The sequence below is a fragment of the Ruoffia tabacinasalis genome (assembly GCF_042652985.1).
In the GTDB taxonomy this organism is placed as follows: Bacteria; Bacillota; Bacilli; order Lactobacillales; family Aerococcaceae; genus Ruoffia; species Ruoffia tabacinasalis.
Genome location: NZ_JBHSHQ010000004.1, coordinates 15,671 through 31,087, shown reverse-complemented (window position 1 = coordinate 31,087; position 15,417 = coordinate 15,671). Strand labels below are relative to the sequence as shown.

Here is a 15,417-nt window from a genome sequence, read left to right as displayed (position 1 = left end):
ATAGCATATCCATTGAAAAAATCAACATTTTGAATTGAAAAAGAGCCCTAAATCTATCTTATATAGACATCAGGGCTCCATTTTATTTAAATATCTTGAATATCTTCAGGTGTCAATATTTTATGACGGAGGGCTTCAAATGGCTTTAATTTTAACCCTTCTTCTTCGTATTCATTCATTAGAGAACGTTCTTTGGCTTCTTCCCGAATCTGTTTACGATAGCTTATATCTAAACTGAATAGTTTATAGATTGTTGCAAAGACCGGTACCCCAAGTAAAATACCTGAAATTCCGAACAAGCCGCCACCGACAGTTACGGCTGCTAAGACCCACATACCTGGAAGGCCGATTGAATCACCAACCACACGCGGATAGATCAAATCTCCTTCGAGTTGTTGAACGACAATAACGAAAATGAGATAAATTAACGCATTCACTGGCGAAACCGCGAATTGGATAATAGCACCGACAAACCCCGCTAAAAATGCTCCGACTAAAGGAATAAACGCTAACGCACCTTGCAAGGCTCCGAGCATGGCTGCATATGGCATTTGGATGGCCCAAAGTCCAAGCGATACGATGAAACCTAGGATAAAGGCTTCAATGACCGTTCCTGTAATATAGTTGGAAAAGACATCGTCAGTCACATTCAAGATGTTCTTAACAATTCTTACTTGCTCATCACTCAAATATGAAATCAGGATATCATTGAAATTTTTACCCAGCTTTTCTTTCGACACTAAAATATAAAGGGCAAACATCACTGACAATACAAAGGTTGTCACAGCTGAAGCTGAACTAGATAAAAGTGATACAGAAGACTCCGCTACACCTCGAAGCAGTCGGTTTCCAATCTCTGCAAAACTAGACATCACACTACTCCAATTAAAGTCCACTTGCTCCATTAAGTCATTAAACATTGGGATAAGATGTTGTTGCTCTTCAACCCAAGTTTGCACAGAATTTGTCACGGTCGGCACCGCTTCAACTAATGTTGATATTGCTGTAATTAGTTGCGGAACAACTAAACCAATGATTCCCGCAACGACTAAAGTAATGACTAAAATTGAAAGTACAATCGCTAGCGGACGGCGAGTGTGTTGCAACCATTTTTTATCCGTATTGGGATACAATCTTTTCTCAAACTGGTTCATGAGTAAGTTCAAAACGTAAGCCATCATTCCCCCTAAGACAACTGGGAAAGCAACTTGCCAAACAACTCCAAAGGCACCTGCTACTTGTGACCAATTAAAAATAATTAAAATAACAACCGCAATAAATAATACCTTTGCTATAAATTGCTTATCAAGTTTAAAATGATTCAAAAAAACACCTCTCTCTTAGTTATAGAATAGACTAAGAGAGAGGTGTAGTCAATTAAATTTGTTTATTGTTTCTAGTCTTTATTAGACAGCATTATTATGTGTTTCGCTTGCTGTTTTAGCACCAGCAAAACCAGCGAATGAAGTAATAAACATTGCAACTAATAAGCCTAAGAATACATATAATGAGTATTGTGAAGTTTTATTTGCAACATCTTCAGCAACTTGTGCACTTTCAGCGAAAGCTTGCTCAGCTTGTACTTGTAAGTCTTCAACAGCTGCTTGAGCATCATTTAATGCTTGTTCAGCTTCTTGACTTGCTTGTCCATAAGCTTCTTGAATATTTGTTACGGCTTCTTCTGCTTCTTGTTCAGATAAATCAGTATTATTTGAGATTGCTTCAGTTAAAGCATCTTCATCTAATTCTTGACCGATTTCGTCAATACGACCTTGGATATTGCTAGTTACGTTCTCAATCTCTTGTTGTGGATCTTGTCCATTAACAACAATATTATAACCTGCTGTGGATACATCATCAATTGTCGCTTGAACTTGATTATCTAAGTAATCAGGTTGTAATTGCGCGATTTCAGTATCTTCTAATACATCTGTCACAGTTTGTTCTAAGTCTTGTGAATCAACATCAATTTCTTGAGCGATTGAATCAAATGCTTCTTGAGATAATGATCCAACAGTATCCGCTGTTCCAGAGATGGCGTCTCCAGCAACTTGTCCTGTATAGCCTAAAACTGTTCCTAAGGAATTAAATGCCATACCAACTGCAGATGTCATTAAAGCAAACATCACAATGACACTTACTGCCCAAGTTAAGAAACCATGGATAAAACCAGCTCGATTAGCTGTAATCCCTGTTACATAACCAGCGGCTGCTAGCGATACGATTAATGCGATAATGATCCAAATAACTAAACCGATCCCGACACCATCTAATGGGTTTTGGCTTGTAAAATCAGGTACGCCAAAGCCAATTGCTGCTCCAATCAATGAGAATAAAATACTAATCGCTACAAATGTTACAACACCAGCGAAAATCGCACGCCATGACATGTTATTTCCCGCTTTCTCATTAATTCCATCTAATATATATTTCTTCATCTTTTCACTCCTAAATAATTAATTATTACATAAATAATCTTATTACATTTAGATGTCAAGGTCAATTATAACGGCTTGGTTTCAATGATTCTATTTATTCAACTTATTGAATATTGCAACAATATATATATTCAGAAGGCATAATATTGTTTCGATTAAATGATAGTTTAAGCCTGTCAAATCCGTGTTATACTATAGAAAAGAGGTGAGTAAAATGATTGAAACGATGCTCGGTGATATTACTCAAGTCGATCAAGTAGATGCGATTGTTAATGCTGCCAACCATAGCCTTCTGGGCGGAGGTGGTGTCGATGGTGCGATTCATCGCGCGGCCGGTCCAAAACTTTTAGAAGAAACTCGAACACTTGGCGGTTGTCAAACAGGCGAAGCAAAAATTTCTCAAGCTTATCATCTCCCCGTCGAACATATTATTCACACCGTTGGCCCTGTCTGGAATGGTGGTTACTCTAACGAAGCGGATTTGTTAGAAAGTTGTTACCGACAATCTTTACTGCTAGCCATGGAACACGGTATTCGCAAAGTCGCTTTTCCTTCAATTTCAACGGGTGTTTATCACTTCCCTGTGAATCTAGCCGCAGAAATTGCAATTTCGACAGTTAAAGATGTCATGAACGAACATCCTGATGCGTTTGATTTAATTATTTGGGTGCTATTTGATTCAGATACTAAGAAAGCATACGATGGCGCGCTTAAGAATGCTTAACAAGAAACTCCCGCTTCAAGCTAGATTGAGGCCGGGGTTTTTATTCTTCGATTTTTAACTGATAGCCAGCTAAAAAGCTCGCTTCAAAATTTCCCTTTCCACGTAAGTATATTTTTCCAAACTCATCAATTAACCCATGGAATTCTTGGGCTTCCCAAGTTGTAAACTGCTCATCTAAAGAGACTTTCTTTCGCATCGCCTTGTAGTTATCCATACCTGTCACACCTAATTCTGTGTATAGTTTCTGAGCATATTTATCTGAGACAAAGACCGGTTGGTCGAATATATATAACAAAAGCACATCTGCTGTCTCATCGCCAACTCCATGTAGTTTCAATAATTCTTGGCGTAAGTGACTTTCATACTTTCTAACAATGCCTCTTAAGTCATTATCGTGCTCATTAAACCAGTGAAGTACAGAATGAACTGCCTTGCTCTTATTCTTATAGAAGCCAGCCGGACGAACTAATACCTCTAGCTCTTCTCTTGGCAAGTCCAAAATGGCTTGTGTATCAAATTGTGTTGCTTGACCAATATTCATAACCGCTCGCTCAGCATTCGCTGCCGTCGTGTTTTGAATCATAATAGCTCCTACTACAATCTCGACTTTTGATTCTGCCGGCCACCACCCCGTCTCTCCCATCTCTTCAAGTAATCGGTGGAACAATTCATATTGGGTCATTTCTTGCATTCAATTTCCTCCATTATCCAAAGTGTATTCGTATCATTATTGTATCAAATTCATCAACCAAACAACATTCACACTAATAAGCTGAGTTTGACAGTTATCAAAGCCAAAAAGACTTCCTAAGCCTAATCTATCAAGCTTGAGAAGTCTTTTCGTATTTTTTTAGCATGTATATCTACATTTAAATTTATTGCTTAATAATCCGGTAGTAAACCCTTGAAGTAATAAAGTAAAACAACAGATACACCACAATGAAAATCGCTAAGACCGTTCCATAACCAATTACAAAGGTACTTACATTTTTCACTGATAATAGACCTAAGAGTTCGAACATAATCTTAGACGCAAAGAGCGAGTGAATGACCGCGATCATAATCGGCAAAGCAAAAATCCAAAAAATTTGATGGCGAATCGTTTGTCGGATTAACTTATCAGGCAGACCGACTTTACGCATAATCTCAAATTTACCTTGATCTTGATACCCTTCAGACACTTGCTTGAAATAAAGCATCAACACCGTCCCAATCATCAAGACCACCCCAACAATAATTCCTAAGAATAAGAAGCCACCATTCAAGGAATATAAACTTTTCGATATTTGCTGAGCTGACATCACGCGAACTAAGTCCGAATCACTCAGTTCCAATATCTCATCTTCCGGTAGGTTCGCTTCAATATTATCACGTGCCTCTTCATCCGCCGCATTGAACACTAGCGAATACTCTACACTGCCGATTAATTCCTCGCCATTTCTTGTGTAAGTTGGAAAAGCTTGAGCTAAAGCTTCCACATCTTCAATCGTTGGAAAGACAACGTAGACAACTTGACCGACATAGTTCGTCGGAACATAACTTGAAGCAATCGTATGAACGTGAAATTCCCGCTCACCCATAGTGACTATATCTGAATCTTGGATTTTATCTAAATGACCTGCAAATAAGACTTCATTCTTCGCCAAGTCATAGTCTTGATTATATAACTGATTAAAATCTTCCAGCGGAACACCGATTATATAGACAAAGTCATTGGGCTGTAATTTGCTCGTCGGTTCAAGCGGTCGAAAGTCTTTATTAGAGTAAGCCGAAGTTATAAAACCTTCTCTTGCTAAAGTAACATCCTGAACATCTCCGTAGGTGGCGAATTCACTAAGCGCTTGATTCAAGACAGTTTCTGCTTTATCAGCACTAGCTCCTTCAACATAACCCATATATTCTAATTCAAAATCATGACTCGTAGCCTGTTCAACTTGTTCTTCCATCCCTAAGTACAAGGTCAACGTCGTACCCAGCGTTAAGACAATCCCAGTACACAGAATCGCAATCCCAGCCAAACTAGTTGCATTACCTTTCATCCGGTATAACATTCCTGATACTGATAAGAAGTGGATTGGCTGGTAGTAATAGTCCTTATTACGTTTCAAGCGTTTTAAGAAAATAATACTTAAACTCATTAACAAGGCATAAGTCGCAATAACCACTAAGAAAATCGCAACAAAGACCTTCAACAAAGCATCTATGACGCCCGTTGTCGTCAGGGCAATATAATAACCTGCCGCTAAAGTGATCAAACCAATTAACAAAACAAGCCAACGTGACTTAGGCTCTGATTCACCTGCATGTGTCTGACTTAATAATTCAGCCGGGTTCAAACGCGCTAAGCGAATACTATTTAACAGGTAGATGAAGAACATAACCCCCGCAATAATGGTAGTCGTACCTAGCGCTGCCCATGGGCTAAACGGATAATCCATCAATCCAGCTCCCAAGTCTTGCGTGAGCCGGTTGAGCAACATAAACATCACATTACCTAAAGCATAACCGACACCAATCGATAAAATACTACCAACAAACCAGGTCAGCACTTGTTCAATGAGAATAATCAAGCGAATGTGACGCCCTTCAAGCCCTAACACTGTATACAAGGCGAACTCCATCCGACGTTGCCTTTGAATAAAGTTATTAGCATATAAGATGAAGATCACCGCCAACAAGGTCGAGAAAAACGCACCAATCATAATTATTGTCGGCAACTCAGCCTGGCGCGTTTGGACATACTCGTTAGAGATAAGTGAAATCATAATATATTCCAAAGCCATAATTAAAACGACTGCTAGAAAATAAGGGAAATAAATTGTCCGTCTCTTCGCAATACCTTGAGCCGCTAACTTAGTCAACATAGAAAGTGTCATGTTGCTTACACCCCACGATCTGCTAGCATCGTCAAGCTTTGTGAGATTCGTTCATTGAACGCTTGATTCGACTCTTCTCCACGATACAATTCATGATAGACGACCCCATCTTTAATAAACAGAACCCGACTCGCATACGAAGCTGCTTGAATCGAGTGCGTTACCATTAAGATAGTTTTGTTCAAGCGATTCAATTCCTTGAACAGGCCTAATATTTGCTCGGAAGACTTCGAATCCAATGCCCCTGTCGGCTCATCCGCTAATAATAATGGTGGATTCGTAATAATAGCTCGAGCAATGGCTACCCGTTGACGTTGCCCACCTGATATCTCGTAAGGATATTTCTCCAGTAAATTTTGAATCCCCAGAATCGGCGCAATCTCTTGTAGGCGTCTTTCCATCTCTTTAATATCAGCATTCGATAAGACCATTGGCAATAAGATATTATCCTTATTCGAGAACGTGTCCAACACATTAAAATCTTGGAACACAAAGCCAAGTTGCTCCCGACGAAACTGGGCTATTTTATTCTTCTTTATTTTGGCTGTATTTGTACCATTCAAATGCACTGTTCCCTGACTGGGTTGGTCAAAGGTTGCGATAATGTTGAGTAAAGTTGATTTACCTGAACCTGACTCCCCCATAATCGCCACGAATTCTCCTTCATTCACCCCAAAGTCAATTTGTTGTAGTGCTGTTGTTTGGGTACCGCGTGTTTTATATACTTTTTTGACATTTTTTACATCTAATAACATAATATCCCTCCGTTAATATTCATTCGCTAATCTATGTCCTAAGTATATCCAACGACCGCCCCAGGTTCCTTTAACCAATCTTACAAAAAGATAACCCAACCTTACAAAATTGTAAGATTAGGCCTCTTTGTGGAATTTTATCGTAAAGACCGTCTCTTCATTCACTCTAGACTCAACGGTAACTGGCTGTTCCAAACGCTTAGACACTAAGTTCACTAAGTACAAACCAAGTCCGCTTGACTTTTGATTCAATTGCCCATTAAAACCTGAATAGCCTTTATCAAATATCTTCGGCAAATCTTCCGCTCGAATGCCTTTTCCGGTATCTTTAATCGATAATACATACGTTTCGGGATCAAATGTCAGGTAGATACTTTCTTGTTTAGCGTATTTCAAGGCATTGTTCAGTAGTTGCTCAATCATTAAACTTGTTAAATTCACTTCGGTCACAACTTCTGCTTCATTCAGCTCATAGTGTAATTTAATATTATGTTGAATGAATTGAATACGATATTTACGCAGGAGTGGTTTGATTATTTCACCTAGCTTTCGCTTAGAAAATACCATGTTCGTCTCAGGGTTAGATAGTTTCAAATAATTCAGAGCCATATTCGTATAATTATCGATATCCAACATTTCCTGTCGCAAATTAGCCAAGGCCTTGTCATCGGGATTGCTTAAAATTAATTGACTGACTGTAATCGGCGTTTTTATTTGATGGACCCACATCATAAAGTAATTTTCTAATTCACTTTGCCTTAAGCGACTTTGTTCAAGTATGTCCGTGCGCTCCTGCTCCAATTCTTCAATTACTTCTCTCAGTTGACTTTCGCGTTTGAATACTAACGCTTTATATACGAGATAAACACCCATCATAATCGTTAAGTTCCAGAACAAGACACCAAAGACATCCATTGGCAAAGCAAATAAAATGAACACCAGCCAAATTAATAAATGCATCGCTATAAATAAGGTGATTAACCCCATATGTTGGCTTAAAAACCGGCGCATCATACTGAATCACCTTCACCTTTTAAACGGTAGCCATAATTTTTCTTAGTTTCAATAAAATTGTCTAAGCCAATGCTCTTTAATTTCTTACGAATTCTTGTCATATTAACCGCCAAAGTATTATCATCAATAAATTGATTATTTTGCCAGCAATCATCCAAAATAGCTTCCCGACTCACATACTCCCCTTTGTGCTGGAATAAGGTCGTCATAATTTGCAACTCAGTAAAGGTTAAATCCGCTTGCCCGCCTTGGTAGATTACTTTAGATTTAGGAATATCTAAGAGAACGCCCGCAAACTCCATGTTCCCTGCCTGCATCGAGAAATCATAGGTTCGACGCAACAAAGCTTGTACCTTACTCACCATAAACTGCATATCAATCGGCTTCGGAATGTAATCATCGGCCCCCATCTGCATAGCCATAATCATATCCATGCGATCAGATACCGATGAGATGAAAATAATCGGTATATCCGACTCCTTACGAATCTCCCTACACCAATAATAGCCGTTGTAGTAAGGCAAATTAACGTCCAGCAAGATCAGTTGCGGTTGCTCCTCTCTAAAAGCTTCTATTATATATTCAAATTCTTCGACAATCACTACTTCGAATTGCCACTTCTCAAAGACTTTGCCTAATTCCTTGGCAATCGTCAAATCATCTTCAATAATCATAATTTTCAAGTTACTTCCTCACCACTTTCAACAAAACCTTCAACTTCTGTACTCAAATAATACCATAAAGTAAATTGAGTAGACATCTTTCCAAAGCCCCCTGGGTTAAACTAGCACTCGATTTTTATTCGAGGTTTTACTACGAAGCCAAATACTCAAATATAGAGAGATTCGATTGGAAATTGAGATAGCGACCACAATGAATTGAAATTGTGGTAGGTAATTGAGTTTGCGACCACAATAAGTTTGAATTATGGTAGGTAAATGGATCGGCCTCCTCATCCCCATCAGGAAATGAGGTAACTTGCATTGGATTTTTACACAATATTTTGGACTTGACACTCGATTTTTATTCGAGTGTTAATTTCCAGTTAAACAAGCACTCGTTTTAAATTCGAGTGCTAATTTAGACTTAATCAGGAACTCGTTTTCAATTCGAGTGCCTATTCTCACCTAATCTGGAACTCGTTTCATATTCGAGTGCTAATTAAATCCACAACAAAAAACACGAAACTCAATCACTCAAGTTTCGTGCTCGCTCAATTATAAAACTACTCAACAACAACGTGTTTCAATTGCACATCAACAAAGGCATCGGGATGCATATTTTGCACAAAGTCTTTGGCGACGTAAGCATTACTATAAAAGTAAACGGGTACTGTTGGCATCTCATCCATGAAGACCACTTCAGCTTGCTTCAATAGCTCAACCCGAGCCGCTTCATCTGTCTCTACATTGGCTTCATCTAGTAATGCTCGATACTCAGCATTCTCCCAACCAGTACGATTCATTCCATTATCTAGTTCATAATACATCTCCAAGAAAGCATTCGGATCATTATATTCCGCCACTGAACCGAGACGTCCTAATTGATAGTTCAAGGTTAATAAGTTATCTAAGTGAACTTGCCATTCTTGGTTGGCAATCTCTACATTAATACCTAAATTATTTACCCAACCTGCCTGTAAATATTGAGCAATGGCACCATGAGTTTCACTTGTGTTGGTTGTCAAAGTAACCGTTAATTCTGAAGGATCATTGAGTCCTAATTCCTCTAACCCTTTAGCTAAATATTCACGCGCTGTCTCAAAGTCACCGTCTTGGAAATAGTTATTACTATCTTCAAAGCCACGCATCGTTGGTGAGACTAGACCTAAGGCCGGTTTTTCATTAGCTTTCGTAATATTATCAATTAATGTTTGGCGGTCAATTCCATAAGCTAACGCTTTACGAATGTTTACATTCGACAACTGTGGATCGGTTACATTCATCTTGTATTCATATAAGGCCGCAAAGTCAACAGTTTCAAGTGTTTCGTCCGCTCTATACGTATTTAAGGCATCTAAAGATACAGTATTGAAAGGGATTCCTACAAAATCAATCTCACCTGCTTGGAAAGCCGCATTCGCAGTCGATTCCGCTTCAATAATTTGTATCTCAACTGTCTCTAATTGAACATTCTCATTATCCCAGTACGATGGGCTTTTGCTAAAGACAAAGTAACTATTATGTTCCCATTCTGATAATGTAAAGGGTCCATTAGTTACATAATTTTATCCAGCTTCCAGAGCCCACGACGAATTCTCTTCCACCGTTCTTGGGTTGACTGGATACATCACAGTTGTTCTTGCGGTCAAATCAAGGAAATAGGGTGTTGGACTCTCCAATGTCACCTCCAACGTCTTATCATCTAAGGCTTTAATACCAACATCTTCAAGCTCTGCTTCACCTAAGTAATATGCTTGTGCATTCGCTACTTCAAATAAGTCTCCTGCCTTTGGTGACGCCGTATCCGGATCTAAGACACGCTTCCAAGCAAATTCAAAGTCCCCAGCAGTCACTGGATCCCCATTCGACCAAGACCCCTCTCTTAGATGGAATGTATAAACTAAACCGTCTTCACTCACATCCCATGATTCTGCCATGGCAGGTTCTGGTACACCTTCTGCATCGGGGCGAGTTAAGCCTTCCATTAAGTTCTTAATCATAATACCAGAATAAGTATCAGGAACTAGCGCGGGGTCTAAGACGGGATCACTCGCTAAAGACGTTCTCAAAACACCTGGTTCAGGCGCTTGTGCGAATACACTATGAGTACCTGGTGCAAACATTAAATAAACTAGAAATAATAAGAATAATTGTTTGATTCGTTTCATTACTTTTCTCTCCTTTTAATTGTTTAGATATCGATACGCATATTCAGCCATCACTCGTGCACCGTTCTTCAACGCTGCCTCATCCACATTAAATTTATTATGATGATGTTCATAGTGGGTCGCTTCATCATCACTTTGTGCGCCGACAACCGCGAAGGCTCCTGGTAGACCGCCATTCACCATGTAGAAACTAAAATCTTCACCACCCGTCGTCTTACCTTGCTTGACGACATTCTCCTCCCCGAAAAACTCGCTTGCTAATCCTTGAACCCTTTGAGCACTCGCTACATCATTACTAACGGGTTGAGTAACATGTTGATAACCAAACTCCACAGTCCCACCATACATCGAAGCCACTGCTTGAGCGTAACGTTTTAAGGCTGTTTCTGCTTTTTCGCGCGTAACGGGGTTAAACGTTCTGACTGTTCCTTCTAAGTGTGCACGCTCCGCAATGACATTGAAGCGGTCTCCAACCTCCATCTTACCAATAGTTACAACAACTGATTCTATTGGACTCATTTCACGCGCTACAACAGCTTGCGCATTCATCACAAAGCTACTTGCCATCACTGCTGCATCCACACATTTCTCAGGTCTGGCAGCATGCCCACCCTTTCCGGTAAAGTTAACCGTCAGTAAATCATGTGACGCCATCATCTCGCCTTCTGGACACATGACAACACCTGTTCTAACTCCGCTTTGAATATGGATACCAAAGACGTTATCCGCCCCTTCAGTGACACCCTGTTCAATCATCTTCAAAGCACCTTGTCCATTTTCTTCAGAAGGCTGGAATACAAAGCGAACCGTTCCTTGTAAGTCTGCCTTCTCTTTATTCAAAGCTTTCAATGCCGTTAACAACATCGAAGCATGGGTATCATGTCCACAAGCATGCATTACACCGTCATTTTTAGAACAATACTCTAAGTCACGAGTCACTTCATAGATAGGTAGAGCATCGATATCGGCTCTCAATAAGACCGTTCTATCTGGCTTACCTCCCACAATCTCACCCACTAATCCCGTGGGCTCCATGAATTTGTATGATAAGCCTACTTTATCTAATTCACGCGCAATGCGTTTAGTTGTCTCATATTCTTCCATTGATAACTCAGGATATTGATGTAGTTCGCGACGGAATGCAATCATGTTGGCCTCTTCTTGTAGAATAGTCTCGTAAAGTTTGTTTGTTAAGTTCATTGTTTTTCCCCTTTTCTAATAATAAAAAAATACACCCACCTAGTAATTCACTCTAGGTAGGTGTATTTAATACGACCGGCAAAAAATGCAACATTTGTTACCTTAGCCTACCTAGATATTATGTCTAATATCTATATAGGCTCCTTCAAATAACAGCTTATTATAGATATCGTTGTTCGATAATAATAATAATGCTGTTAATAATATTTGAAGTTGATACGTTAGCAAATGTTGACATATTTTTCACCTCTCTTTTTAATATATTAGAATAATACATGCTTTTCTAATGTTCGTCAACCATTTTCTCGCTTTATTCTCGCTTTATTCACACTTAATCCTCATTGACTGTTCTATTTCTTCGAAAATGTATGCAGTAATTGAATAATATGTTCTACACCTTGATAGTAATCTTCAACCCGAATATTCTCATTTGGTGCATGTGCGCCAGACTCGACCCAACTTGTTCCAGCACCTAAGATAGGTACATTTAGGTATTTTCCGAACCCATACATCGGCCCTGTTCCTGCAGAATTTAATTCTAAGATGACATTCTCTTCTCCGTAAACTTCTTTAGCAGAGTTTATCACTTGTTCTGTGAATGGATCGGATATATCCGTTCTAAATGGCTTCACTCCAGTTAATAACTCCAAGTCAACATCTTTAAAGCCATGATTATCAAAGTGCTTGCGCAACACATCATAAACCGTTTTAGGTTCATAGCCTGGAACAAGTCGCACATCAATTTTCGCCATCGCTTTACGTGGTAGGACCGTCTTCGTCCCTTGACCCGTATAACCTGATAACAAGCCACTAATTGTCATCGTTGGATAAAGAATTAACGCCTCTTGGGCAGAATAATCTAAGCCATCCGTAATTAAAGGATGCTTTAATCCATAAGTATCTATCGTTGCGGCTTCATTATAAGGAAATGCTGCAACACTCTCTTTCTCAACGTCGGTTGGTTCTGTGCGCATTTCTTTGAATCCATCAACCGTAATATTATTATCGGCATCACGCAAAGTTGCTAAAGCATGGACTAAACGCCAAGCCCCATTATCAATCACCGCAGCTTGTGAAGAGTGAATATCAATATCCGCACTGACAACGGATGCTTCGAAGTAGGCAATCCCTTTAACCCCCGCACTAATTACCATTCGCTCTTCGCTATCTTTACTGCCTGATTCCCAAATACAGGCATCTGCACTGAACTTATCTGCATAAGTCTCTAGATACTTATCAATATTAGGACTTCCAATCTCTTCCTCACCTTCAACAAAGAACTTCACATTACAAGGTAAGCCGCCTTCAGTATCTTGAATGGCCTTAACCGCGACAATCCGCGACATAAAGTTCGCCTTATTGTCAGACACACCACGAGCAACAATTTTGCCATCAACAACCGTTGGTTCAAAAGGATTTGTCTTCCATTCATCAATTGGATCTTCTGGTTGAACGTCGTAATGGTTGTAGAATAGTAATGTCTTGTCACTATTGCCATTAGCACCGGCTTTGAAATAGCCGTAAACGACAGGATGCCCCCCTAGATCTCCTAGAATTTCACTCTCACCACCAGCTTCAATAATAGTATCTCTAACAAAATTGGCAGTCTCAGGAATTTCACGACCTTGCGCTGAGACGGTCTCATAGCGCAAGTACGTAAATAAGTCCTCCATATATTTGTCTGCGTAATCTTTTGCGATTGCTTTATAATCTACTGTCATAATTAATTCCTCACCTTTCAATGTGTCTATATTATTCAGTTATTGTTACTTCTTTTAGTTGGACATCCACCATTCCATCAACGAACAGTCCATCCACACGGTCATTCACTACTTGAGGATTACTATAGTAGTAGATTGGAATAAAAGGCATCTCGTCCATTAGAATTTCTTCTGCTTTTAGATACATGTTACGTTGTACGGATTCATCTTCTTCAAATAGAACATCGTCTAGAATTTGTTGGTACTCAGCGCTTTCCCAGCCCGTTCTATTTTGCCCATTTCCAGCTGCATAATAATGATCAAGAAAGGCATAAGCTGAATTGAAATCAACCGTCGGTCCAATACGCCCCACCTGATAATTAAGTTGACTCATGCTTTCAAAGTGAACATTAATTTCTGCTGTTTCAATCGTTGCTTGAACACCAAGTTCGCGCTCCCATTCGTTTTGAATGAATTGTGCCACTGCCATATGAGAATCATTATCATTGGTTTGGATGACAATCGGCATAGCTGTCGCATCATCATAACCCAGCTCTTCCATCCCTTGAGCCAAGTATTCACGCGCTGTCTCGTAATCCGCATCTTCAAAGTAACCACGATCCTCTTCAAAGCCTTTGACCGTTGGAGCAATGCCTCCTAATGCTGGTGTTTGTTCACCTTTAACCACATTATCTATCAATTCTTGACGGTTAATCGCTAGGGACAGAGCACGACGGATATTCACATTCGCCATCACTTCATCTGTTGTATTTAGCTTATACTTATATGTTGCACCAATTTCTGTGACATCTAATTCTCCGTTCTCGCGGTAGCTATCGATTGCATCTGCTGGAATTGTGTTGAAAGGAATACCAATAAAATCAAGTTCCTCATTATCAAAACTCATATTTGCCGTCATCGCATCTTCAATAATTCGCACATGCACGCCGTCTAAGTCAACGTTCGCTACATCCCAATATCCTTCATTCTTCTCTAGTGTATAATCTCCATTGTGATTCCATTCAACAAAATTAAATGGTCCATTGGATACAAATTGTTCACCGGCTTCAGTTGCCCATGAACCATCTGCTTCTACCGTCGCTTGATGAACAGGCATCATCGTTGTCTGTCGCGCTGTTAATTCAATAAAGTAAGGAGCAGGCTCTGCCAACGTCACTTCAAACGTTTGATCATCAACCGCATTGATTTTCACATCTTCTTCTGACCCTTCGCCCATAAAGTATGCTTCCGCTCCTTCAATAACAAACATCTTGGATGCATTCGGTGCTCCCGTTTCAGGATTAATGATACGCCTCCAAGCATATTCAAAGTCAGCCGCAGTAACTGGATCACCGTTATTCCACTCGATTCCCTCACGTAGATGGAATGTATAAGTCTTACCATCTTCACTCACATCCCAAGACTCCGCCATCGCTGGAACAATCTCACCTTCATTGGTTGGACGAGTCAATCCTTCAAAAATATTCTTAATCATTGGCATGGAATATGAATCCGTCACAAAAGCTGGATCCATAATCGGCTCAGATGCAACAGATAAATTTAAAATCTTATCTTCCTGTGCTACACCTGTGGTACTTGAACTAAATTGACTATAAACTTGGAAACCAATCACTGCCACAATAATAACTGCGATAATTTTTCTAATATGTTTCATATGTTGTATCCTCCTTATTTTTTGAACGAAAAAAGCCTACTAAGAATTGGACGTCAAATCTTAGTAGGCTTTTAGATACAACATAGCATATATATGTTGGCTAAACTTATTATTCCCACATAAGATTTGCGTCCTATGCGGGTACATGCTTAATTAGCACACCACATAGAACCTGAGTAATAATTGTGTGTTTAATAAGCTATTT

At 39.5% G+C, this 15,417-nt stretch carries 11 protein-coding genes and 1 pseudogene; 1 reads left to right on the top strand and 11 read right to left on the bottom strand.

What is annotated here, in order from left to right:
• Positions 1-86 precede the first annotated feature (86 nt).
• Together ACFO5Y_RS00230 and ACFO5Y_RS00225 are read right to left on the bottom strand one after the other, a co-directional pair.
• A complete protein-coding gene (locus ACFO5Y_RS00230; RefSeq protein WP_197103171.1) occupies positions 87-1,325 on the bottom strand; it encodes an AI-2E family transporter in 1,239 nt (412 codons plus the stop codon).
• An 81-nt stretch (positions 1,326-1,406) separates the two neighbouring features.
• Positions 1,407-2,438: a TIGR04086 family membrane protein gene (locus ACFO5Y_RS00225; RefSeq protein ID WP_197103173.1), complete on the bottom strand. Its 1,032-nt coding sequence runs from the start codon at positions 2,436-2,438 to the stop codon at positions 1,407-1,409.
• Positions 2,439-2,652: 214 nt separating this feature from the next.
• Between ACFO5Y_RS00225 and ACFO5Y_RS00220 the strand changes: the two genes are divergently transcribed.
• Positions 2,653-3,162 carry an O-acetyl-ADP-ribose deacetylase gene (locus tag ACFO5Y_RS00220; RefSeq protein ID WP_138405278.1) on the top strand — a complete coding sequence of 170 codons (510 nt, stop codon included), beginning with the start codon at positions 2,653-2,655 and terminating at the stop codon, positions 3,160-3,162.
• Positions 3,163-3,202: 40 nt separating this feature from the next.
• On the opposite strand, the gene ACFO5Y_RS00215 is transcribed toward ACFO5Y_RS00220, so the two are convergent.
• From ACFO5Y_RS00215 to ACFO5Y_RS00175, 9 genes and pseudogenes are all read right to left on the bottom strand, one after another.
• Positions 3,203-3,853 (bottom strand): endonuclease III domain-containing protein, encoded by a 651-nt coding sequence (locus ACFO5Y_RS00215; protein WP_197103175.1) that lies wholly within the window; start codon positions 3,851-3,853, stop codon positions 3,203-3,205.
• Positions 3,854-4,037: 184 nt separating this feature from the next.
• The gene (locus ACFO5Y_RS00210; protein ID WP_197103177.1) at positions 4,038-6,038 is read right to left on the bottom strand and encodes an FtsX-like permease family protein; all 2,001 of its coding nucleotides are present in this window, start codon (positions 6,036-6,038) and stop codon (positions 4,038-4,040) included.
• Between the two features lie 5 nt (positions 6,039-6,043).
• Positions 6,044-6,796 carry an ABC transporter ATP-binding protein gene (locus ACFO5Y_RS00205; protein WP_331459494.1) on the bottom strand — a complete coding sequence of 251 codons (753 nt, stop codon included), beginning with the start codon at positions 6,794-6,796 and terminating at the stop codon, positions 6,044-6,046.
• 114 nt (positions 6,797-6,910) lie between these two features.
• Positions 6,911-7,807 (bottom strand): sensor histidine kinase, encoded by an 897-nt coding sequence (locus ACFO5Y_RS00200; protein WP_197103181.1) that lies wholly within the window; start codon positions 7,805-7,807, stop codon positions 6,911-6,913.
• The gene (locus tag ACFO5Y_RS00195) at positions 7,804-8,481 is read right to left on the bottom strand and encodes a response regulator transcription factor (protein ID WP_269434902.1); all 678 of its coding nucleotides are present in this window, start codon (positions 8,479-8,481) and stop codon (positions 7,804-7,806) included. Before ACFO5Y_RS00195 ends, ACFO5Y_RS00200 begins: the two co-directional genes overlap by 4 nt.
• Before the next feature lie 551 nt (positions 8,482-9,032).
• Positions 9,033-10,406 (bottom strand): annotated as a pseudogene (locus ACFO5Y_RS00190) (peptide ABC transporter substrate-binding protein).
• A 246-nt stretch (positions 10,407-10,652) separates the two neighbouring features.
• A complete protein-coding gene (locus ACFO5Y_RS00185) occupies positions 10,653-11,837 on the bottom strand; it encodes an amidohydrolase (RefSeq protein WP_231606793.1) in 1,185 nt (394 codons plus the stop codon).
• Positions 11,838-12,187: 350 nt separating this feature from the next.
• Complete coding sequence (locus tag ACFO5Y_RS00180) at positions 12,188-13,558, bottom strand: M20/M25/M40 family metallo-hydrolase (RefSeq protein WP_197103185.1); 1,371 nt, start codon at positions 13,556-13,558, stop codon at positions 12,188-12,190.
• Positions 13,559-13,589: 31 nt separating this feature from the next.
• Positions 13,590-15,212 carry a peptide ABC transporter substrate-binding protein gene (locus tag ACFO5Y_RS00175; RefSeq protein ID WP_197103187.1) on the bottom strand — a complete coding sequence of 541 codons (1,623 nt, stop codon included), beginning with the start codon at positions 15,210-15,212 and terminating at the stop codon, positions 13,590-13,592.
• Between the last annotated feature and the right edge of the window lie 205 nt (positions 15,213-15,417).